Source organism: Enterobacter sp. RHBSTW-00175, assembly GCF_013927005.1.
Classification (GTDB): domain Bacteria; phylum Pseudomonadota; class Gammaproteobacteria; order Enterobacterales; family Enterobacteriaceae; genus Enterobacter.
Genome location: NZ_CP055930.1, coordinates 1,300,698 through 1,322,981 on the forward strand (window position 1 = coordinate 1,300,698; position 22,284 = coordinate 1,322,981).

Below are 22,284 nucleotides of genomic sequence, written 5' to 3' on the forward strand. Positions count from 1 at the left end.
CGGGCTTTGTTTTATCGTCTACCAGTACAGCTTCCAGCTCTGGGTAAACCGCACCAGCGCCTCAACGTAGAAGTAATCCCCCCAGCTTGCGCACTCATCCACCCCTTTGTTGCTCGCCAGATGATAGACCGAGTGTTTCAGCAGCCCGTTGCCCTTCTCGTCTTTACCCATCAGGTAGTGTTTTGTGAGTGACGACATGATCCCTTTCGCCCACTCCAGATAATGCGCCCTGTCAGGATCCGTTTCCGGCAGATGTTTCACCAGCTCCAGCAACCCGCACACCGCAATAGCCGCCGATGACGAATCGCGCAGCGCATCGGTTCCCACCAGCGCCAGATCCCAGTGGCAGACGTAATCTTCCGGCAGGCGGTTAAGGAAGTAGTTCGCCAGCCGTTTAGACAGGGCGATCATCGTCTCATCACCGGTATAGATGTAGCTCAGCAGAAAACCATAAATCCCCCACGCTTGCCCGCGTGACCAGCAAGAGTCATCAGCATAGCCCTGCTGGGTGTTGCCATAACGCGGCGCGCCAGTGACCACATCCATATAGTAAGTGTGGAACGTCGAGGCATCTTCACGGATCAGGTAAGTCGCCGCCTGCATCACGTGGGCTTTCGCCGCATCGGCAAAACGGGGATCGCCCGTCTGTTCGCTCGCCCAGTAGAGCAGCGGCAGGTTCATGTTGCAGTCGATTATCATCCGCCCGGCCTGTTCAGGGTCGGCCAGATCGCCCCACGCCTGAATAATTTTCGCTTTGTCGTGGAAGCGCTCAAGCAGCGCTTCTGCCGCCAGCAGAGAGAAACCGCGCGCTTCACGGTTGCCGGTCAGCCGCCAGGCTGCCACGCAGGAGAGCGTATACAAAAAGCCTAAATCGTGGGTGTTGGTGTCGTTACGCCCGGCGATACGCAGACCAAATGAACGCACATGTTTTTCCGCCATCGCACGGAATTTCTCATCCCCGCTCATCTCCCACGCCAGCCAAAGCTGCCCGGTCCAGAAGCTGGTCGTCCACTCCACGTTGTCCGTCAGCGGATAAAAACCCTCTTTACAGGTTTCCGCCGGGAAGCGCTCACCGAACGCCGTTAAATGACGGCCAATCAGGTCGAGGATATGGCGGCGCGCCGAACTCAGTTCATCACCAAACGCACGCGGATCGACGGGTGCAGGAATAGCGGGCAGGCGCTCTTCAGTGATACGACTTAACATATTTCGGTTCCTTCTTTGACGGCTTCATTAGCGAGATGGATTTTGCTCTGCAACATTCAGCGCCTTTGCGCTGCGCCATTTGCACTGGCAGGCAGATAACGTAAATGCAGAAATAAGGGTAAAGGTCAGCGCCGTAGCACCCATGATGATATAGGTTTGTTCAAAACCGATGCGGTCATACAGTAAGCCTGCGGGTGAAGAGACAACCACGTTGCCGACATACAGCATCGCCTGATACCCCAGTAAATACATGGTGGCATTAACGCGTTTATCGAAATGCTCGGCGATATATTTAAATACTGAAACCAGCAACAGGCAGATTTCCAGACCGTAGAGTGGTTTCAGGACGGAAATTAATAAATGGGAATCACACAGACCAGAAATAATCAGCCGCGCGCCAACAATTAGCCCCACAATCAATAACCCGCGCTTGGCGCCAATGAAATTCACAAACAGTGGGATCACCATATACATGATGAACTCCATCCCCGACTGCACCGTGCCCAGATAGCCAAACACCGCGTTACCCTGATGAATATCATCAAAGAAGGTAACGAAATAACGCGAGAACTGCTGCTCAGCGATAAACATCATCCACGCCACGCCTGCCACATACAGGCAGAAGGCCCAGAACTTACGGCTACGCAGCAGGGCGTAGACATCCGCCGGGGCGATTTTTTCTTTGGTTAACACCTCGCCTGCATGAGCGGAGTTAGTGTTCACTTTCAGGCTAATCAATACCACCAGCATAATGACCGATGTCACGCTGCCCATGATAAAGTTATAGGCCGGAGAGAGGTTGAACAGCAGGCCAGAGAAAGAGGACGCCACCGCCCAGCCAAGCGAACCCCACATACGAATTTGCCCAAATTCCATACCGTTTAAACGGCTGAAGCGGTCAGAGTAGGATTCGCACGCCGCCACACCCGCATACCAGGCAAAGCTTAAATAGAGCGCACCGATGATAATCCCCAGCAGGGTGTTGGACATTAACAGCGGCTGGTAAACATAAATAAAGAACGGTGCCATCAGGGCAGACATCGCCACCACAAAATAGAGCAGGTATTTGCTCATGCCTATCTTATCGAGAATATAACCGTAGATGGGTTTCAGAATAACGGAGAACACACCGTTAACCGCAAATACCGTACCGATAACCGTGCCGCTGAGATTGGCTTTTTGTCCGAGCCAGATTGCCAGCAGGCCAATACTGGCCGACCAGGTAAAGAAATAGAGAAAAATAAAACTGCTTATTTTGTAATATTCGGTTCTGTTATTCGTAGATGTATTTTCCATATCATCCTCGCCGACGTGTAGGGGCCAGAGTTTTTATAATGTGAACGACAGCTGACGTTCGCCTCCAGGTTCGCGGATAACGACCTGGTGATGAGTAATGTTCAGTTGCGGCACTGCCGCGTAGTGTTTTTGTTTTTCACTGGCGATGACGGCACAACACAGCCAGCTTTCCCCTTGCGGGATATCGGTTTTCAGCAGCGGAACAGAGGCGCACTCCGGGAACATAATGCTGCTGTTCGGCGGCGTCACGATGCTGTCCGGCTGGCGCATCAGTTCTGGCGACAGACACACAATCGCGCTGCTGCCGTTTTGTGCGTCCAGGTAACAGCCGCGCTCACGGAGCTGGTGTTCGGTTTTCATCACGGCAAAGCCCCCTTCCACCGTTTGCAGGACGCGGGCGCTGTTGATACGGTGCAGGCGCAAATGCCATTCCCCGAACGGGACTTGCCAGGTTTCGATATGGACGTCGTGCCACGGTGACCAGCGTGAATAGAGGTAATGTTCATCCACCCGCACCGCGTCACACCCGCGGCGACCGCGGAAGTAGTTATCCCCGTCAGCCAGCAGCAGCATGGAGTCACAGGCGGCGTGCTTCAGGCCATAACGCCCGCGTTCAATGGTGAAACCAAAATGGCTGGAGTAGGCAAATTTGGTGTATTTGGCTTCGGTATTGACGTAGTTATTCAGTTCAAGCTGCCCGGCGGTGAGCAGCGTGACATGCTGCGATGCGTCCGCGTGTATCAGGATCTGTTGGGCATGGGGGATCACCTGTTTTTCAGCAAGCGCGGGCAACGGCTGCTCTTCGGCCTGCCAGAACGGGTGAGTCTCTGGTAGAGCCAGGATCAGGTATGTTTTCAGCGCCCAGTACGGTGAGCCAGGGGAATTGTAGTCTTCACACATCGCCAGGTTGGGATAGGCAAAGCCGAGCGTCAGAATACCGTCACGATCGGTAATGGGCTGCTGTTGCCACCAGCGCAGATGGCGCAGAACAATCCCTTTCACGATACCCGGCGTGAACACCTCCAGCCCGGAAAAGGCCACTGCACTCCAGAAGGCAACCATCGCAAAGCGGTAGGTCAGGCTACGGCCAAACGGCACCGACGCGCCATCAGCGGCAGACATATAAATAAAGTCCGTGGCAAACAGACGCGAGCGTTCACGCAGAATGGTCGCCCTCGGTTCATCACCACTCAGGGTCGCGTAAATCAGACCGTAGAAGTGGAACGCCATCGAGATGTAATAATCTTTCGGTCGGCCCGGGCCGTCGGAATACCAGCCATCACCCAGATAGTAGGCGTCCATCATCGCAAAACGCTCATCGATGGCCCGTTGGCTGAACGGCAGCCCGGCGCGTTTAAACCCAAGCTGAACCATAATGGCAAAGTAGTTCCAGTTGCTGTCCGGCATCTGGGCATCTGTTATCTGGTTCAGCCAGGTGTGCAGATTCATCAACTCGCGCTCCGTGAACTGCGACGTGAGTGTGTCCTGCAACAGTGACAGCCCCAGCCCGTACGACGCCATCTCTACCAGACGCTGATCGTAAGGCGCGGTTTCCCCCCAATAGCCCTCGCTGTGCGGATCGGTACCAGACCGGATAGCCGCAATGTACTTGTTGCTAAACGCGGTGGTTTCACCGGATGCCATCAGCGGGAATAGCCCCCACAATGCTCGAGAAAGCCCCTCCATCTGCGCGATATCCGTAGCGTAATGCGCACAGGTATCCCCCAGCGAAAAGCGCGAATGACCTGCCGGAAACTGCGTATCCAGCGCACTCAGCAGGGTATTTAACGCCGCCACTACATCCTGGCGGGAAGACAATGGATTTGATTTTTCTTTATTTACCGCCGACATAGGCTTGTCCTCGTCATCAACTGCGGCAAAGCATAGTGAATCCTCGGGGGGCAGAAATGTTAGCCATGTCACAGGAGAGAGTGATGAATAAACTCGCAGTTGAGAAAATTTAAAAAGGTGGTTTATAAAGATAGTCAGACGGGGAAAAGTTGAGTTTTATTGCACTATGCGCGACACGCTAAAATCCGATCATCTTGAGCTGATCACCTTAAACGATGCCATTGCGTCGTTTAGCCGACTCTTTGCCAATACCGTGCGTTATCACCACTGGCATCAGTGTCTGGAAATTCTGTATGTGGAGGAAGGATTTGGCGTGGCGATTGTTGATAACCGCCACTACACCATGCGCCCCGGGCGACTGTTTTTCTTCCCACCCTTTACCCTTCACAAAGTGATGGTGGATGAGCAGGCAGAGGCGATTTATCGACGCACCATTATTCACCTCGATCCCCATGCGGTGCTGAAGGTACTGCGTGATTTCCCGCAGACCCTGCAACGATTACAAAAGCTCTCACGCCGTGGCGGGGAGGCATGGGTCGCGGATGTGTTTGCCAGCCACGCGCACATTGATCACCTGCTGGAGTGCTATGCAAAGCGCGCCAGCGTTCAGCCCCTTAACAGTGAAAATATTGCCAGCCTGCTGATTAGCCTGTTTGCCATGTTACCCGGTGATAATGACGGAGCACCCGGCAGCAGCCACGGGATCGCAAGCCAGGTGATGTTCTGGCTCGATGAACACTATCGGGAAAAATTCAGGCTGGATGCGCTGGCCGAAGAGCTGGGGAAGTCACGAAGCTACGTGTCGCGAAAATTCCATGCTGAAACGGGCGAGAAGATCCACGACTATCTGAACACTATCAGGCTGCGGAAGGCGTGCGAATGCCTGCTGCACACGGATGCCAGCGTACGTGAAATAGCCGAACAGGTGGGTTTTTCCGACGTGACCTGGTTTATCAGTGCATTCAGGAAGGGGATTGGCGAAACGCCGTTGCAGTACCGGAAGAACCATGCTGACCGCTGAGCGGGGTTATTGCCGGGTGGCGGCTACGCCTTACCGGGCCTACAAAACGACAAAACCGTAGGCCCGTGCAAGCGCAGCGCCGCCGGGCATTTTATCAACCGCTCTTCTTCCCCGGCTTTAACCCGCGATGAAACTCGTTGATGCGCTTCATCGACTTAATGGTGCGCTGCGGCTCGGTTGAGGCCACGGACAAAATAATCATCTCCAGACACAGCAGCACGGTGCCATGCAGCGGGATTTTGCCTTTCTCGCCGCCGCGCGGCACGTGGATGACCACGCTTGCCTCTTTACTGAAGCGCGACTCCAGCGCGTTAGTCAGCAGGATGGTCGGAATGCCCAGACGCCTGGCTTCACGCAGGGTGGTTTGCCCTTCCCGATGAGCAGATTTCTGTGCCATCATCACCAGCACGTCACCCCGCTGAAGCGCAATCAGCTGCTCGGCCAGGCCAATGCCAGTACGGTTAAGGGGTGTGGCGGGCAGACCAATACGGCTAAACAGTCGCGCGGTGTATTCGGCCAGAATACCGGATGCGCCAATGCCAAAAATAGCGACCTGCCGTGCCTGCGCCAGCAGCGACACCGCCTGCGCCATCGCGTAACGGTTACCCGGCTCAGACAACACATCGCAGGTGTGTTGATGCCCTTCGAGCACAAAATCGATGCTCGCGTTCACGTCGCTGGTGAGGGTATTCACCGTGGTGGACATCTTTTCGCTGGAGTTCACCACCGGGCCAAACCACTGCTCCAGCGTTTGCTTCAGGTCGCGCAGCCCGGCAAAGCCCAGCGCCTGAATGGCACGGACCACGGTCGCATCGGAGGTTTTCAGCAGCGTGGCGATTTCCATTGCCGTCTGCTCCATTACTGCCTCACGGTTTTCATTGATATACCGCGCCACCAGCAGCAAGCGCGGTGTCAGCTGATGCCCGCGGGATCGGAAGCGTTCGCCATATACGTCTACCCGCGCTTTGTCTTTTCTGATCACCTGGAGGCCTCCGGCAGCGGACGCCCCGCTATCTGAGACTGCACCTGAGCGGCCATCAGCCCCAGTGAAGCGAATGAGTTTGAAATCGCCTCTTCACGGGAAATCAGGATGTAACGCCCGGTACGACAGGCATTCAGAAACTGACACCAGCCAGGCATCACCGCATCCATCGCCGCCAGCTCATCCTGCGGTTTTCCGCCCGTATCGCCACGCCAGGTAGCAAAGACAAAATCGGCGTCCAGCTCTGGCAGGCGCTCGGCGCTGACGTCAATACGCCCGCCATCCGGGATACTCTCGATAAGCGGCGGGAAGGTGAACCCGGCATCACGCAGCACGCGTCCCAGGGAGTGATAGCTGTGCATGGCGGTGATTTTGCCCTGATTAGCCTGAATCACCGACACCGTGATTTTGCGGGTATCAATGGTCGCTTTCAGCGCATTGATTTGCTCCTGATAGCGACGCTCAAGGATCTTCAGCCGCGCCTGCGTTCCCGTCAGTTGCGCCAGCTTGCGGTAAATTTCCGGCGCACCGCCATCGAGGTGATCGATACTCACCGTGGGGGCGATTTTTTCCAGTTGCTCAACCGGCGTGTTGCGGGTCGGCTCGGTGATGATCAGATCCGGTTTTGCGGCAGCAATGGCTTCGATATCGATATCCGCGGTGCCGATAAACCTGATGGAGGAGTTATCAAAATCAACGCCCGTTAACATCCCACTGGAGCGTATAAAATGGCTGCCGTCCGGTCGCGTGCGACCGTGGCTGGCAACCGGAGGCGCGCCAAGCTCGATTAAGGGGATAGTGATATCCAGATCGTGCAGCGAAACAATCCGTTGCGGATGAACGGGCACGGTAACCTTGCGCCCCAGATCGTCCGTGAACACCTGAGTCGGCTCTGCCGCACTCACCGAAAACCCGACCAGCAACAGCAATGAAAAAAGTACGCGCATCTTTATCCCCTAAAATCTGTCCCGACGCTGCCAGAGCAGCAGCAGGAAAAACGGCCCGCCAATTAAAGAAATCACAATGCCTGCGGGGAGTTGCAGCGGTAAAAACGCCAGACGACCGACGTTATCTGCCATCAGCACCAGCAGTGCGCCCAGCACGGCACTCCCCAACAACAATGCGGTTTGCCCGCCACGTAACAAGGCGCGCGCCATATGCGGGGCAATTAATCCGACAAACCCGATACTGCCCACGCAGGAGACACAGGCAGCAGTCAGCACTACAGGGGCGAGAAGGCGCAGCAGCGCCAGCCGTGACGTACGAACGCCCAGCCCGGTGGCGGCCTGATTGCCGAGCAGGGCCACGTCGGCCGCACGGGCGGTAAAGAGCAGTAAGGCACATGCAGGCACAGCCCACCCTGCCGCCACGCTCACTAACGCCCAGTTTGCCGTATGCAGACTCCCCGCCAGCCACAGCATCGCGGTCTGGACATCACGCACGTCAGCCGTGGTCATAAAGACGCCCATTGCCGCCGCAAAAGCCCAGGAGACGCCAATACCGGTCAGAATAAAACGTGGCCGCGAAATATCACGCGCCAGAGCCACCACCAGTAATGCCGTCAGCAGCCCGCCGACCATACCCACTGCCGGACGCCAGAACAGGCTCAGCGCCGGGAACTGAAAAATCAGCAGCAACACCGTCGCGCTACAGCCCTCTTTCACGCCGATAAGCCCCGGGTCGGCCAGTCCATTACGGGTAATGGACTGCATTGCCGCCCCCGCCATCCCCAGCATGGCGCCACACAGTACGGCCATCAGCAGGCGTGGCAGACGAATATCCATCACGATGTAACGCGCATCCGCAGGCAGGCTTTCAGGGTAAAACAGCGCACGACCGATAGCGGAAGTGGGAATAGGCAGTGAGCCGTGCGTCAGGCCAAAACTGAGCAACAGCACCGTTATTAACAGGAACAGCGCCAGGCACGCCAGCGCGCGCGGACGCACGAGCGCTGAATATGCGCCGATGCGTAACGGCCGCAGACCGGCTCGCAAAACCGCCCGCTTCATTTGAACATCCTCGATGCCATAACGATAAAGACCGGTGCGCCAACCAGCGCCGTCATAACGCCGGTGGCCAGCTCATAAGGGGTGAATAGCGTGCGGGCGGCCAGATCGGCAATCAGTAACACCAGCGCACCGCACAGGGCAGAAAGCGGCACCATCACGCGAATATCTACTGACACCAGACGGCGGATCAACTGCGGTACCACCAGGCCAATAAACCCGATGGGCCCGGCAATGGAAACGGCAGCACCACACAGCAGCGCAATCGCCAGCAGTGCAAACAGGCGGGTTTTCAGCAGCGCAACGCCTAATCCCTGTGCCATACGGTCGCCCAGCGCCAGCATATTCAGCGATGGCGACAGCCACAGCGCCAGCGCGAAACCTGCACCAGCTACCCAGGATGCCGTGCGAACTATCTCGCCGTTTAATCCAGCCAAATCCCCCGCCAGCCAGGTACGCATGGCGAGCAGCGTCTGTTCATCCAGGATCAGCACGGCGGCGGTAATAGACGACGCGAATGCCGACAACGCCACGCCGCACAGGGTCACCTTCATCGGGGTTAACCCGGTGCGCCCGGCGGATGAGAACATCAGCACCAGCAGAAACAGCGCCCCGGCACCGGTCGCAGCAATCAGCGGGCGACCAAACGGCAGGCTAAGCCCCAGAGCACTGGTTAACACCACCGCCAGTGCTGCCCCGGCATTCAACCCCAGAATATGCGGTTCACCCAGCGGGTTGCGGATAACGGATTGCAGCAACACACCCGCCACGCCAAGCGCCGCGCCGGTGGTCAGCGCGGCGAACAAGCGCAGCAACCGCAGCTTAACGATGACGTTATGGTCGAAATTGCGCGGATCGAAATGAAGGAGCGCCTGCACCACCGTTTGCGGGGCAATAAAACGCGCGCCGATCCCCAGATGGGCAATGCCACCCGCCACCAGCAGCAGCGCAAAAAGGATGAAAGCCAGAGATGTGCGCATCATGGTTTTGCGGTTCCCTGACGAAAAGGCATAAAGAACGGCTTTCCGGTCAATGGGTTCACCGACATATGCACGTCGACATCAAAAACCGCTTTGATCAGTTCAGGCGTACAGGTATCGCCTTCATGAAGCACGCCCTGCACTTTTCCCTGCCGCAGAAAGACCAGCGAATCGCCATAGTTAACGGCAAAATTGAGATCATGGAGCACCACCACAACGGTACGTCCGTGATGGCGGGTCAGCGTGTGAAGTAGTTCGAGTATCTCAACCTGATAGCGAAGGTCGAGATACGTCGTCGGCTCATCCAGCAGGATATATGGCGTTTGCTGCGCCAGCGCCATGGCTATCCAGCAGCGCTGACGCTGGCCACCGGAAAGGCTTTCTACTGGCAGGTGAGCAAATTCCGTGGTGCCGGTCAGACGCAGGGCTTCTTCAACGGCGTGCTCGTCTTCGTCGCTCCACTGGCGCATAAAGTTTTGCCAGGGAAAGCGCCCGCGTGAAACCAGCTCAAACACGGTTAACCCTTCCGGCAGTATTGGCGATTGCGGAAGAATGCCCAGGCTGCGGGCAACCGCTTTGGTGGGTTGTTCATGAATTGCCTTCCCGTCCAGAAATGCGCTACCGCCAAGCGGCTGAAGCAGGCGCGCAATGGTACTGAGCAGGGTGGATTTTCCGCAGCCGTTCGCCCCAATCAGGACAGTCATTTTCTGCTGAGGGATCGCCAGGGAAATATCATCAACGATGATTTTTTTCTGATAGCCAGCAGAGAGGTTTTCAAGCACCAACCCCTGCTTTTTCGTGTTATGAGCCACGTGAACGCCAACTTAATAAAATGACAAACAAATAAAAATAAAACTCATTCTCTTTTGGGAGTTTGCCGCTGCGCCATGTAGTAGTCAAGCGAATAAATACCCTGAAAAACCCAGGGATAATGATGGACTACTACGCTAACAACATCTTTATTAATCCTTTTATTTTCAGATTGTTAAAAAAGGAATAACCGGTCATGTACGGGTGTTTTTCTTTTGTAGTCGATTTTTAATGAGATGGTCACTCCCTCCTTCCCGGTACTATGCTGAGGACAGGCTTTCATTCGGAGAACTATCATGGAAAACATTGCGCTCATTGGTATCGATCTGGGTAAAAACTCTTTCCATATTCATTGCCAGGATCGTCGCGGGAAGGCTGTTTACCGTAAAAAATTTACCCGGCCAAAGTTGATCGAATTTTTGGCGACATGCCCCGCTACAACCATCGCAATGGAAGCCTGTGGCGGTTCTCACTTTATGGCACGCAAGTTGGAAGAGTTGGGGCATTCCCCAAAGCTGATATCACCACAATTTGTCCGCCCGTTCGTTAAAAGCAATAAAAACGACTTTGTCGACGCCGAAGCTATTTGTGAAGCTGCATCGCGTCCGTCTATGCGTTTTGTGCAGCCCAGAACGGAATCTCAGCAGGCAATGCGGGCTCTGCATCGTGTCCGTGAATCCCTGGTTCAGGATAAGGTAAAAACAACCAATCAAATGCATGCTTTTCTGCTGGAATTTGGCATTAGCGTTCCCCGAGGAGCTGCCGTTATTAGCCGACTGAGTACCATTCTTGAGGATAATAGTTTGCCTCTTTACCTCAGCCAGTTATTGCTGAAATTACAACAGCATTATCACTATCTTGTTGAGCAGATTAAAGATTTGGAATCCCAGTTGAAACGAAAGTTGGACGAAGATGAGGTTGGACAGCGCTTGCTGAGCATTCCCTGCGTCGGAACACTGACAGCGAGTACTATTTCAACTGAGATTGGCGACGGGAAGCAGTACGCCAGCAGCCGTGACTTTGCGGCGGCAACAGGGCTTGTACCTCGGCAGTACAGCACGGGAGGTAGGACGACATTGCTGGGAATTAGTAAGCGAGGTAATAAAAAGATCCGAACTTTGTTGGTTCAATGTGCCAGGGTATTCATACAAAAACTGGAACACCAGTCTGGCAAATTGGCCGATTGGGTCAGGGATTTACTGTGCCGGAAAAGCAACTTTGTCGTCACTTGTGCTCTGGCAAACAAGCTGGCCAGAATAGCCTGGGCCCTAACGGCACGACAGCAAACTTATGTAGCATAACGGCAGAAATACACCGGTTTAAAGAATTACTGATCTGGTTTTGCGAATACTGATATTGATGATACTAACGGCCCACCGGCCTGTTGAGGAACCTGTAAAACGGAAAGGCTCATTGAAGCCGTATATTTTCTGGAGGTTCATCAGGCGCGGAACTCATCAAGGCGCGGGAATAAAATCCCATTCAGACGCCGGATAGATTCAAGCAAGCCAACTTGTCGTCAAAATCGGTGTTGCAAAAACGGGAGTGACCATAGATTCTGTTTTCCATTTACTACTACATTCCCGCATGATTGAATGATTCTCAATTACATGTTCGATGCCTGACATGGCGAACGGACAGACCGTTAAGGGCAATGAATCACACATTCTTCCGCGAACATTCATGCGCGGGATATTTCGGGAAAACAGATGTAATGGCTAAGTTCACACCTTCTCTCTCTGGGGTAAAAGGGCGCGCGCTCTTTTCACTGTTATTCATCACACCGCTGGTGCAGGCCGCAGATACCACAACGGCTAAAGATGGCGAAACGCTGACTGTTACCGCCGATCCAAATGCAACCACCGATGCCACAAACGGCTATCAGCCGCTGAACACCTCCACCGCTACACTGACCAACATGCCAATGCTGGACATCCCGCAGGTGGTGAATACCGTCAGCGATAAGGTGCTTGAAGATCAGCACGCTACCACGCTCGACGAAGCGCTGTATAACGTCAGCAACGTTGTGCAGACCAACACCCTGGGCGGCACCCAGGATGCGTTTGTACGCCGGGGCTTTGGCGCTAATCGCGATGGCTCAATCATGACTAACGGCCTGCGCACCGTACTGCCGCGCAGCTTTAACGCGTCAACCGAGCGTGTGGAAGTGCTGAAAGGCCCGGCGTCGACCCTGTACGGCATTCTCGATCCTGGCGGCCTGATTAACGTGGTCACCAAACGCCCGGAAACGACGTTTGGCGGTTCAATTTCAGCCACCTCTTCCAGCTTTGGCGGCGGGACCGGGCAATTCGATGTTACTGGCCCGATTGAAGGGACGCGCCTTGCCTGGCGCCTGACGGGTGAATATCAGGACGAAGATTACTGGCGTAACTTCGGCACAGAACGCAGCACCTTTATCGCCCCATCGCTGACCTGGTTTGGCGATGATGCCACCGTCACGGTGCTCTACTCCCATCGCGACTATAAGACACCGTTCGATCGTGGAACGATCTTCGATCTCAATACCAAACAGGCGGTAAAGGTTGACCGAAAAACCCGCTTTGATGAGCCGTTTAACATCACCGACGGGCAATCCGACCTGGCGCAGCTCAACGCGGAATACCGCCTGAACAGCCAGTGGACCGCGAAGTTCGACTATAGCTACAGCCAGGATAAATACAGCGACAACCAGGCGCGCGTGATGGCCTATGACTCTGCCACCGGCAACCTGACCCGCCGTGTGGATGCAACGCAAGGCTCGACGCAGCGAATGCACACCACCCGTGCCGATTTGCAGGGAAATGTAGATATCGCCGGCTTCTACAACGAGATCCTGACCGGCATCTCCTATGAGAATTACGATCTGCTGCGCACGGATATGATCCGCTGTAAGAACGTGAAAGATTTCAACATCTATAACCCGACCTACGGCAATACCGGTAAATGTACAACCGTTTCTGCGTCCGATAGTGACCAGACGATCAAGCAGGAGAGCTACTCCGCCTATGCGCAGGACGCGTTGTATCTGACCGATAAATGGATCGCCGTCGCCGGGATGCGTTACCAGTACTACACCCAGTATGCGGGTAAAGGCCGTCCGTTTAACGTTAACACCGACAGCCGTGACGATCAGTGGACGCCGAAGCTGGGCCTGGTCTACAAGCTGACGCCAAACGTGTCGCTGTTTGCTAACTATTCGCAGACGTTTATGCCGCAATCCTCTATTGCGAGCTATATCGGCGACCTGCCACCAGAGACGTCAAATGCTTACGAAGTGGGTGCAAAGTTTGACCTGTTCAACGGCATTACCGCCAATATCGCGCTGTTTGATATTCATAAGCGCAATGTGCTGTATACCGAAAGCGTGGGGGATGAAACCATCGCCAAAACCGCAGGCCGCGTGCGCTCGCAGGGCGTGGAAGTGGATCTCGCCGGATCGCTCACCGAGAACACCAACATCATCGCCAGCTACGGTTATACCGATGCCAAAGTGCTGGAAGATCCTGATTACGCGGGTAAACCGCTGCCAAACGTGCCACGTCACACTGGCTCCCTGTTCCTGACCTACGACATTCATAACGTGATCGGCGGGAATACCCTGACGCTTGGCGGCGGCGGGCACGGCGTGAGCCGTCGTTCAGCTACCAACGGTGCGGATTACTATCTGCCAGGTTACGTCGTTGCGGATGCGTTTGCGGCGTATAAGATGAAGCTGCAATACCCGGTGACGTTGCAGGTGAACGTGAAGAACCTGTTTGATAAAACCTACTACACCTCTTCAATCGCCACCAATAACCTGGGCAACCAGATTGGCGATCCACGCGAAGTGCAGTTTACGGTGAAGATGGAGTTTTGATGTAAAAAAGCCCGGGGCGCTATCGCTTACCGGGCCTACGATCCAATACCCTCTCCCACCGGGAGAGGGTCAGGATGAGGAGCATCACCCCTCAATATCTGCCAGATCGCCTTTTTCCTGCAACCAGTTGCGTCGGTCTTCCGAACGTTTCTTGGCCAGCAGCATATCCATCATGGCGTTGGTTTGCTGTTCGTCTTCATCGCTGATCGTCAATTGCACCAGGCGGCGCGTGTTCGGATCCAGCGTGGTTTCACGCAGCTGCATCGGGTTCATTTCGCCCAGCCCTTTAAAGCGCTGAACGTTTGGTTTGCCCTTCTTGCGCTTAAGCTGTTCAAGCACGCCCGCTTTCTCTTCTTCCGTCAGCGCGTAATACACCTCTTTGCCGAGGTCGATACGGTACAGCGGCGGCAGCGCCACGTGGACGTGACCGTTTTTCACCAGCGTTCTGAAATGCTTCACAAACAGCGCACAGAGCAGCGTGGCAATGTGCAGACCATCGGAGTCCGCATCCGCGAGGATACACACTTTACCGTAGCGCAGCTGGCTCAGATCGTCGCTGTCAGGATCGATGCCAATCGCCACAGAGATATCGTGAACTTCCTGGGACGCCAGCACTTCATCAGAAGAGACTTCCCAGGTATTCAGGATCTTACCCTTGAGCGGCATGATCGCCTGATATTCACGATCGCGCGCCTGTTTGGCGGATCCACCTGCCGAGTCCCCTTCAACAAGGAACAGTTCGGTACGGTTGAGATCCTGTGCGGTGCAGTCTGCCAGTTTGCCCGGCAGCGCAGGGCCGCTGGTCAGCTTTTTACGCACCACTTTCTTCGCCGCACGCAGACGACGCTGCGCGCTGGAAATCGCCATTTCAGCCAGCATTTCTGCCGCCTGAACGTTCTGGTTCAGCCACAGAGTAAAGGCATCTTTGACCACGCCAGAAACGAAGGCCGCGCACTGGCGCGATGACAGACGCTCTTTGGTCTGACCGGCAAACTGCGGGTCTTGCATCTTCACGGACAGAACGTACGCGCAGCGATCCCAGATATCTTCCGCCGACAGCTTCACGCCGCGCGGCAGAATATTGCGGTATTCGCAGAACTCGCGCATCGCGTCCAGCAAGCCCTGGCGCAGGCCGTTTACGTGCGTACCGCCAAGCATGGTTGGGATCAGGTTGACGTAGCTTTCCGTCAGCAACTCGCCGCCTTCTGGCAGCCACAGCAGCGCCCAATCCACTGCTTCGGTGTCACCGTTAAAATTACCGACAAACGGTTTTTCCGGCAGCGTCGGCAGGCCGTTTACTGCTTCGCACAGATAGTCGTTCAGACCATCGGCGTAGCACCAGGTTTGTTCGGTGTTGTTAACGTGATCTTTAAAGGTGATTTCCACGCCCGGGCAGAGCACTGCTTTGGCTTTCAGCAGGTGCGTCAGGCGAGAAACGGAAAAACGTGGGCTGTCGAAGAAGCTTTCGTCTGGCCAGAAATGAACACTGGTGCCGGTCGTGCGTTTACCGCATGTCCCTACAACCTGGAGCTCTTGCACTTTTTCGCCGTTTTCAAACGCGATGTTATACACCTGGCCATCGCGCTTCACATTGACTTCTACGCGTCGGGACAGGGCGTTAACCACGGAGATCCCCACGCCGTGCAGGCCGCCCGAGAACTGGTAGTTCTTGTTAGAGAACTTACCGCCCGCGTGCAGACGACAGAGGATCAGCTCAACAGCAGGTACACCCTCTTCCGGGTGAATATCGACCGGCATCCCACGACCATCATCAATCACTTCCAGCGACTGATCGGCGTGCAGGATCACGTCTACGCGTTTGGCATGACCTGCCAGCGCTTCGTCCACACTGTTATCAATAACTTCCTGGCCCAGGTGGTTTGGGCGCGTCGTATCGGTGTACATCCCCGGGCGGCGGCGAACCGGCTCAAGCCCGGTGAGTACCTCAATGGCATCAGCGTTATAGGTTTGCGTCATGATTTAAACTAGCAATTCGCATTGATTGTCAGAGGCTGTGCAGTCCAAGAAAATCGACAATCTGGGTGAAATGATTCTCAAAGTCCGTGAAAGCATGGTTTCCGCCCTCTTCTATAGTCTGGCGGCAGGATGCGTAATACGCCACTGCCTGGCGGTAATCCAGCACTTCATCCCCCGTTTGTTGCAGCAGCCAGATAAGATCGGGCGCATCAAGCGGGTCTACCTGCATAACTTTGAGATCGTAAATATGGCGAGACTCTAGCACATATTGCTGTCCGGTGTAGGGGTTCTCGTTTTGACCAAGAAAGTCCCGTAACAGCTCATATGGCCGCACCGCCGGGTTGACCACTACCGCTGGCAGCATGAAGCATTGCGATAGCCAGGTGGCGTAATAACCGCCCAGCGAGGAGCCGACGACTCCCAGGGATTCCCCGCCGTGCTCCAGCACGATAGATTCCAGCATTTCTGCGGCGTCAGCCGGGTATGGTGGCAGCTGCGGGATAATCATCTCAACATACGGATGATGTTCGCTCAGCCACGCGCGGAATTGTGTCGCTTTCGCGGATCGCGGCGAACTGTTAAACCCATGCAGGTAAAGGAGGGTAGACATCAATAGCCTTCTGAAGCGGTATCTGGACGGAATTTTAACCCTGACAAACGGCACACTTCAGTGGTCAGCACACCATCAGCGTGGAGTTCCAGCCAGCGCCAGCCTGGGGCAATGGTATCCAGGGTAAAGTTGGCACAATGCGGTTTAAACTGCACGCAGGTAGACGGCGTTGCCAGCATCCGGCGGCCGTTCCAGTCGAGATCCTGTTCCTGATGAATGTGTCCGCAAAGCAGATTTTTCACCCGTGGGAATTTGACCAGAACACGGTCCAGCGCCGCAGAGTTGCGTAAGCTGTGCTGATCAAGCCAGCTACAGCCAGCCGGTAACGGATGATGATGGAGCAACAACAGCGTATGGCGTTCCGGCTCGGCGGCGAGTTTTGTCTCCAGCCAGTCAAGCTGAAACTCGCTCAGCTCACCGTGCGGCACGCCAAATACCTGGCTGTCGAGCAGCAGGATTTGCCACTGGTCGCCCACGATGACGGTCTTGGCCGGAGAGATGCCTGCCTCCTGAAGCGCGCTGTACATGGCGGGCTGGAAGTCATGGTTGCCCGGCAACCAGACGCAAGGCACGTTAAAGCTCGCGATACCCTCAGCAAAATGCTGATAGGCCGCGGAGGATTGATCCTGCGCGAGATCGCCCGTCGCGACGATTAAATCGCAAGGACGGTTTTCAGCGTGAATCGCGCCAAGTACTGCCTGATAACTCTCCCAGGTGTTCACTCCCAGCAGAGTCTCATGCTTTTCGGCAAACAGGTGAGTATCGGTGATTTGTAATATCCTGACTGGCGCCCCACCAGCAACAGTCAGGTTCAACAGGCTTTCCAAATGGTGTCCTTAGGTAGGTTTATGACGCTAACAAACCGGAATCGCCATTGCTCCATGTGCTAAACAATATCTTAGCCAGTCAGCTAAAAACTGGTTAATTTGATGCTTTTCGTCGCGTTGATGCAACTTTTTATTCGGATAATCATACCGTGCCTTGAAGCGAAAGATCTGCTGGCTTGAACACACTTCAGCGACCATCGCGTCGTGATACAGGCGTACTGTCATTGACGGCAAGCTCCAGTAGCTAATACTGGGTGCCGTTTGCTCGATTTCCACAAGCGTAGTGTAGCGCGTTGATTCTGTGATCGTTAACCGATACTGCGCGTTGCTCACCTGATAGCTCACCGTTTCGCCGGGTGCGTCGTTTCGCGGCAACAGGCGGCGCAATTGTGCAAAATTGGTTTCGCACAAGCGCATCATTTCTGGGAAGTCAGGTGTATAACGCTTCATTTTTTCCACTCGTTTCGTAATGTCTGATAATGCAGTTGCAGCCATTGCAGGGCGATGACAGACGCTGCGTTGTCGATTTTCCCCTCTTCAACCCACTGGTAAGCCTGCTCCCGACTCACCACATGAACCCGAATATCTTCGTTTTCATCTGCCAGACCGTGGATCCCTTCCGCCGTCGTGGCGTCCACTTCGCCCACCATAATGGATAAGCGTTCACTTGTGCCGCCAGGGCTTGCCAGATAGCTGAGCACCGGTTTGGTGCGGCCAACCACCAGCCCTGCTTCTTCCTGCGCTTCGCGGCGGGCGACATCTTCGACCGTCTCGCCCTCTTCTATCATCCCGGCGACCATCTCCAGCAACCATGGACTTGGGCTAACGTCATACGCCGCGATTCGGATCTGCTCAATCAGTACCACTTCGTCACGCACTGGGTCAAAGGGTAGCAAGACTGCCGCATGACCGCGCTCAAAAATTTCACGTCTGATCTCGCCGCTCATCTGCCCGTTAAACAGGCGATGCCGGAAACGGTAAAGATCCATCGAAAAAAAACCGCTATATAGCGTTTCTCGTGCAATAATTTCTACATCGTTTTTGGCGAATGTCACTGGCAACTTATCTGGTTTTTGCATGAGTCATACCTTTGTAGCAATAGTGTTGAAATCATTAATTTCAAGGCTGTATATAAGGCTATATGATAGATTGGTGCAAATTACAGCCGGATGGCACGTAACGCCAACCTTTTGGTGTGGAAGATTCTGTTAGAATCGGCAATTATTTTTAATTAGATCAGCGCTAATACTGCTTCACAACAAGGAATGCAAATGAAGAAATTGCTCCCCATCCTTATCGGCCTGAGCCTGACGGGCTTCAGTGCAATGAGTCAGGCGGAAAACCTGTTACAGGTCTACCAGCAGGCACGTCTGGGCAACCCTGATTTACGTAAATCAGCCGCCGATCGTGATGCTGCGTTTGAAAAAATTAACGAAGCACGTAGTCCGCTGCTGCCGCAGTTGGGCTTAGGTGCAGATTATACCTATAGCAACGGTTTTCGCGATGCTAACGGCGTTAACTCTAACGCCACCAGCGCATCGCTGCAGCTGACCCAGACGCTGTTTGATATGTCCAAATGGCGCGCCCTGACGCTGCAAGAGAAGAGCGCCGGTATCCAGGATGTGACCTATCAGACCGATCAGCAGACGCTGATCCTGAATACCGCCACCGCTTACTTCAACGTGCTGAGCGCCATCGACTCGCTCTCCTACACTGAAGCGCAGAAACAGGCGATTTATCGTCAGTTGGACCAAACCACCCAGCGTTTCAACGTGGGTCTGGTTGCAATTACCGACGTGCAGAACGCCCGTTCACAATACGACAGCGTACTGGCAAACGAAGTGACCGCGCGTAACAACCTCGATAATGCGCTTGAATCACTGCGTCAGGTCACCGGTAACTACTACCCTGAACTGGCCTCGCTAAACGTGGACCATTTCAAAACGGACAAACCACAGACGGTAAATGCGCTGCTGAAAGAAGCAGAAAACCGTAACCTGGCCTTGCTGCAGGCACGTCTGAGCCAGGATCTGGCGCGTGAACAGATTCGTCAGGCACAGGATGGTCATCTGCCAACCCTGAGCTTAAGCGCTTCTACTGGCGTGTCTGATACCACCTACAGCGGCTCTAAAACCAACTCTGCCCAGTATGACGACAGCAATCAGGGTCAAAACAAAGTGGGCCTGAGCTTCTCCCTGCCGCTGTATCAGGGCGGAATGGTGAACTCCCAGGTGAAACAGGCGCAGTACAACTTTGTGGGTGCGAGCGAGCAACTGGAAAGTGCACACCGCAACGTGGTGCAAACCGTGCGTTCTTCCTTCAACAACGTGAACGCCTCCATCAGCAGCATCAACGCCTATAAACAGGCCGTTATTTCTGCCCAGAGCTCACTGGATGCAATGGAAGCAGGCTATTCCGTTGGTACGCGCACCATCGTTGACGTGTTAGACGCAACGACCACGCTGTATAACGCGAAACAACAGCTCTCCAGCGCACGTTACACTTACCTGATTAACCAGCTGAACATCAAATCAGCACTGGGTACGTTGAATGAGCAGGATCTGCAAGCGCTGAACGCAGCACTCGGCAAGCCGGTTTCTACATCGCCAGATAGCGTTGCGCCTGAAAATCCGCAGCAGGTTGCCGCCGTTGATAATTTTAACGCCGACAGCAATACCCCTGCAGCACAACCTGCGGCTACGCGTTCAACCACGCCTGCCAGCAAGAGCACCAATCCGTTCCGTAATTAAGTATTAGTATTGCCCGCTGTCACTTCGCTTATTGAACCTGCTTCACCGCGGGCCGGGTAAGCGAAGTGACACCCGGCGCAAAATCACATCCAAACGTAAGTCAACGTAAAGATCTCCCTGTTTCCACCCCCCTTAGCTTCATTTTCAACCACTCATCCTCTATCCTGAGCCTTATTTACTTCGTTCTACCACTGGGTCCTGGAAGACAAAAATGAAACGGACAAAATCGATTAATCACGCATCGTTCCGCAAAAGCTGGAACGCGCGCCATCTCACTCCTGTCGCGCTGGCGATCACTGCCGTCTTTATGCTGGCGGGCTGTGAGAAAACCGACGAAACGGTATCGCTGTATCAGAACGCGGATGACTGTTCAGCCGCCACCGGCAAAGCCGCAGAATGTACTACTGCGTACAACACGGCGCTGAAAGAAGCAGAGCGTACCGCACCGAAATATGCCTCTCGTGCTGACTGCGTTGCTGAATTTGGCGAAGGCCAGTGCCAGCAAGCTCCAGCTCAGGCGGGCACGGCACCTGAAAACCAGGCGCAGGCACAATCCAGCGGCAGTTTCTGGATGCCACTGATGGCCGGTTACATGATGGGTCGTCTGATGGGCGGCGGTGCAGGCTACCAGCAGCAGCCGCTGTTTAGCTCAAAAAACCCGGCAAGCCCGGCGTACGGTCAGTACACCGATGCCAGCGGTAAAGGTTACGGTGCAGCGCAACCCGGCCGCACAATGACCGTGCCGAAAACCGCGATGGCGCCAAAACCAGCGACCACCAGTACCATTACCCGTGGCGGCTTTGGTGAGTCTGTTGCAAAACAAACTTCCATGCAGCGTAGCGCAACGGGTTCTTCTACCCGCTCAATGGGCGGCTGATCATGGAACGAGTCAGTATTACCGAGCGCCCTGACTGGCGCGAAAAAGCGACTGAATACGGCTTTAATTTCCACACCATGTACGGCGAGCCGTACTGGTGTGAAGACGCTTATTACAAGCTCACCCTCGCCCAGGTAGAGAAACTGGAAGATGTGACCGCTGAGCTGCACCAGATGTGCCTGAAAGTGGTTGATAAAGTCATCGATAGCGACGAACTGATGGCTAAATTCCGCATTCCAAAACACACCTGGAGCTTCGTTCGCCAGTCATGGAAAACCAGCCAGCCATCGCTCTACTCGCGCCTCGACCTGGCATGGGACGGCGTGGGTGAACCTAAGCTGTTAGAAAACAACGCCGACACGCCAACTTCTCTGTATGAAGCTGCATTCTTCCAGTGGATTTGGCTTGAAGACCAGGTGAATGCCGGAAACCTGCCGGAAGGCAGCGACCAGTTCAACAGCCTTCAGGAAAAGCTGATTGAGCGCTTTGGCGAATTGCGTGAACAGCATGGCTTCAACCTGCTGCACCTCGCCTGCTGTCGCGATACAGAAGAAGATCGTGGCACAGTGCAGTATTTACAGGACTGTGCGGCCGAAGCCGAAGTCGCTACCGAATTCCTTTATATTGAAGACATTGGCCTGGGTGAAAAGGGTCAGTTCACGGATATGCAGGATCAGGTAATCAGTAACCTGTTCAAGCTCTATCCCTGGGAATATATGCTGCGCGAGATGTTCTCGACCAAGCTGGAAGATGCTGGCGTACGCTGGCTGGAGCCTGCCTGGAAGAGCATTATTTCTAACAAGGCGCTGCTGCCAATGCTGTGGGAGATGTTCCCGAATCACCCTAATCTGCTGCCCGCTTACTTTGCTGAAGATGATTTCCCGCCGATGGATAAATACGTCGTGAAGCCCATCTTCTCTCGTGAAGGGGCGAACGTATCCATCATCGAAAACGGCAAAACGCTGGAAGCGGTTGAAGGGCCTTACGGCGAAGAAGGGATGATCGTCCAGGAATTTTATCAACTGCCGAAGTTTGGCGACAGCTATACGCTGATTGGTAGCTGGCTCATTAACGATCAGCCAGCCGGGATCGGCATCCGCGAAGATCGCGCGCTGATCACTCAGGATCTGTCACGGTTCTATCCGCACATCTTCGTCGAATAAAGCTTGCCCGGTGGCGCTACGCTTACCGGGTCTACGCGCGACATGTAGGCCGGGTAAGGCGAAGCCGCCACC

General features: G+C 54.7%; 19 protein-coding genes. 6 read left to right on the plus strand and 13 right to left on the minus strand.

What is annotated here, in order from left to right:
* Nucleotides 1–18: 18 nt before the first annotated feature.
* From HV107_RS06110 to HV107_RS06120, 3 genes are read right to left on the minus strand one after another with little or no spacing between them, the layout of a single operon-like run.
* Nucleotides 19–1,206, minus strand: a complete 1,188-nt coding sequence (locus HV107_RS06110) for a glycoside hydrolase family 88 protein (protein WP_182062470.1) — start codon at nucleotides 1,204–1,206, stop codon at nucleotides 19–21.
* A 27-nt stretch (nucleotides 1,207–1,233) separates the two neighbouring features.
* Complete coding sequence (locus HV107_RS06115) at nucleotides 1,234–2,502, minus strand: oligosaccharide MFS transporter (protein WP_182062471.1); 1,269 nt, start codon at nucleotides 2,500–2,502, stop codon at nucleotides 1,234–1,236.
* Between the two features lie 33 nt (nucleotides 2,503–2,535).
* Entirely contained in the window at nucleotides 2,536–4,353 is a 1,818-nt protein-coding gene (locus tag HV107_RS06120; protein ID WP_182062472.1) for a DUF2264 domain-containing protein, read from the minus strand.
* Nucleotides 4,354–4,519: 166 nt separating this feature from the next.
* Between HV107_RS06120 and HV107_RS06125 the strand changes: the two genes are divergently transcribed.
* The gene (locus HV107_RS06125) at nucleotides 4,520–5,374 is read left to right on the plus strand and encodes an AraC family transcriptional regulator (protein ID WP_182062473.1); all 855 of its coding nucleotides are present in this window, start codon (nucleotides 4,520–4,522) and stop codon (nucleotides 5,372–5,374) included.
* A gap of 94 nt (nucleotides 5,375–5,468) precedes the next feature.
* Here HV107_RS06125 and HV107_RS06130 read toward each other — a convergent pair whose 3' ends face one another.
* The 5 genes from HV107_RS06130 to HV107_RS06150 are packed head-to-tail and all read right to left on the minus strand — an operon-like array spanning nucleotide 5,469 to nucleotide 10,154.
* On the minus strand, nucleotides 5,469–6,356 hold the full coding sequence (locus HV107_RS06130; protein WP_182062474.1) for a MurR/RpiR family transcriptional regulator: 888 nt from the start codon (nucleotides 6,354–6,356) through the stop codon (nucleotides 5,469–5,471).
* A complete protein-coding gene (locus HV107_RS06135; protein ID WP_182062475.1) occupies nucleotides 6,353–7,303 on the minus strand; it encodes an iron-siderophore ABC transporter substrate-binding protein in 951 nt (316 codons plus the stop codon). The genes HV107_RS06130 and HV107_RS06135 overlap by 4 nt, the downstream gene beginning before the upstream one ends.
* Before the next feature lie 9 nt (nucleotides 7,304–7,312).
* Nucleotides 7,313–8,365, minus strand: a complete 1,053-nt coding sequence (locus HV107_RS06140) for an iron ABC transporter permease (RefSeq protein ID WP_182062476.1) — start codon at nucleotides 8,363–8,365, stop codon at nucleotides 7,313–7,315.
* Entirely contained in the window at nucleotides 8,362–9,345 is a 984-nt protein-coding gene (locus HV107_RS06145; RefSeq protein WP_182062477.1) for an iron ABC transporter permease, read from the minus strand. The genes HV107_RS06140 and HV107_RS06145 overlap by 4 nt, the downstream gene beginning before the upstream one ends.
* Nucleotides 9,342–10,154: an ABC transporter ATP-binding protein gene (locus HV107_RS06150; protein ID WP_182062478.1), complete on the minus strand. Its 813-nt coding sequence runs from the start codon at nucleotides 10,152–10,154 to the stop codon at nucleotides 9,342–9,344. The genes HV107_RS06145 and HV107_RS06150 overlap by 4 nt, the downstream gene beginning before the upstream one ends.
* A gap of 294 nt (nucleotides 10,155–10,448) precedes the next feature.
* Between HV107_RS06150 and HV107_RS06155 the strand changes: the two genes are divergently transcribed.
* Nucleotides 10,449–11,453 (plus strand): IS110-like element IS4321 family transposase, encoded by a 1,005-nt coding sequence (locus tag HV107_RS06155; RefSeq protein WP_000427623.1) that lies wholly within the window; start codon nucleotides 10,449–10,451, stop codon nucleotides 11,451–11,453.
* Between the two features lie 413 nt (nucleotides 11,454–11,866).
* Nucleotides 11,867–14,008 (plus strand): TonB-dependent siderophore receptor, encoded by a 2,142-nt coding sequence (locus HV107_RS06160; protein ID WP_182062479.1) that lies wholly within the window; start codon nucleotides 11,867–11,869, stop codon nucleotides 14,006–14,008.
* Nucleotides 14,009–14,092: 84 nt separating this feature from the next.
* Here the strand turns inward: HV107_RS06160 and parE are convergent, their stop codons facing one another.
* The 5 genes from parE to nudF are packed head-to-tail and all read right to left on the minus strand — an operon-like array spanning nucleotide 14,093 to nucleotide 18,501.
* Nucleotides 14,093–15,985, minus strand: coding sequence for a DNA topoisomerase IV subunit B (parE, locus tag HV107_RS06165; protein ID WP_182062480.1), 1,893 nt, complete (start codon nucleotides 15,983–15,985; stop codon nucleotides 14,093–14,095).
* 28 nt (nucleotides 15,986–16,013) lie between these two features.
* Nucleotides 16,014–16,595, minus strand: coding sequence for an esterase YqiA (gene yqiA / locus HV107_RS06170; protein WP_182062481.1), 582 nt, complete (start codon nucleotides 16,593–16,595; stop codon nucleotides 16,014–16,016).
* On the minus strand, nucleotides 16,595–17,422 hold the full coding sequence (cpdA, locus tag HV107_RS06175; RefSeq protein WP_182062482.1) for a 3',5'-cyclic-AMP phosphodiesterase: 828 nt from the start codon (nucleotides 17,420–17,422) through the stop codon (nucleotides 16,595–16,597). Before cpdA ends, yqiA begins: the two co-directional genes overlap by 1 nt.
* 27 nt (nucleotides 17,423–17,449) lie before the next feature.
* Nucleotides 17,450–17,872, minus strand: a complete 423-nt coding sequence (locus HV107_RS06180; protein WP_003862516.1) for a DUF1249 family protein — start codon at nucleotides 17,870–17,872, stop codon at nucleotides 17,450–17,452.
* The gene (nudF, locus tag HV107_RS06185) at nucleotides 17,869–18,501 is read right to left on the minus strand and encodes an ADP-ribose diphosphatase (protein WP_014071785.1); all 633 of its coding nucleotides are present in this window, start codon (nucleotides 18,499–18,501) and stop codon (nucleotides 17,869–17,871) included. Before nudF ends, HV107_RS06180 begins: the two co-directional genes overlap by 4 nt.
* A 192-nt stretch (nucleotides 18,502–18,693) precedes the next feature.
* Between nudF and tolC the strand changes: the two genes are divergently transcribed.
* The 3 genes from tolC (at nucleotide 18,694) to HV107_RS06200 (ending at nucleotide 22,212) form a co-directional block, all read left to right on the plus strand.
* Nucleotides 18,694–20,172 (plus strand): outer membrane channel protein TolC, encoded by a 1,479-nt coding sequence (gene tolC / locus HV107_RS06190; RefSeq protein ID WP_182062483.1) that lies wholly within the window; start codon nucleotides 18,694–18,696, stop codon nucleotides 20,170–20,172.
* Between the two features lie 211 nt (nucleotides 20,173–20,383).
* Nucleotides 20,384–21,049: a DUF1190 family protein gene (locus tag HV107_RS06195; protein ID WP_182062484.1), complete on the plus strand. Its 666-nt coding sequence runs from the start codon at nucleotides 20,384–20,386 to the stop codon at nucleotides 21,047–21,049.
* Nucleotides 21,050–21,051: 2 nt separating this feature from the next.
* Nucleotides 21,052–22,212 (plus strand): glutathionylspermidine synthase family protein, encoded by a 1,161-nt coding sequence (locus HV107_RS06200; protein ID WP_182062485.1) that lies wholly within the window; start codon nucleotides 21,052–21,054, stop codon nucleotides 22,210–22,212.
* The last annotated feature ends 72 nt before the right edge of the window (nucleotides 22,213–22,284 follow it).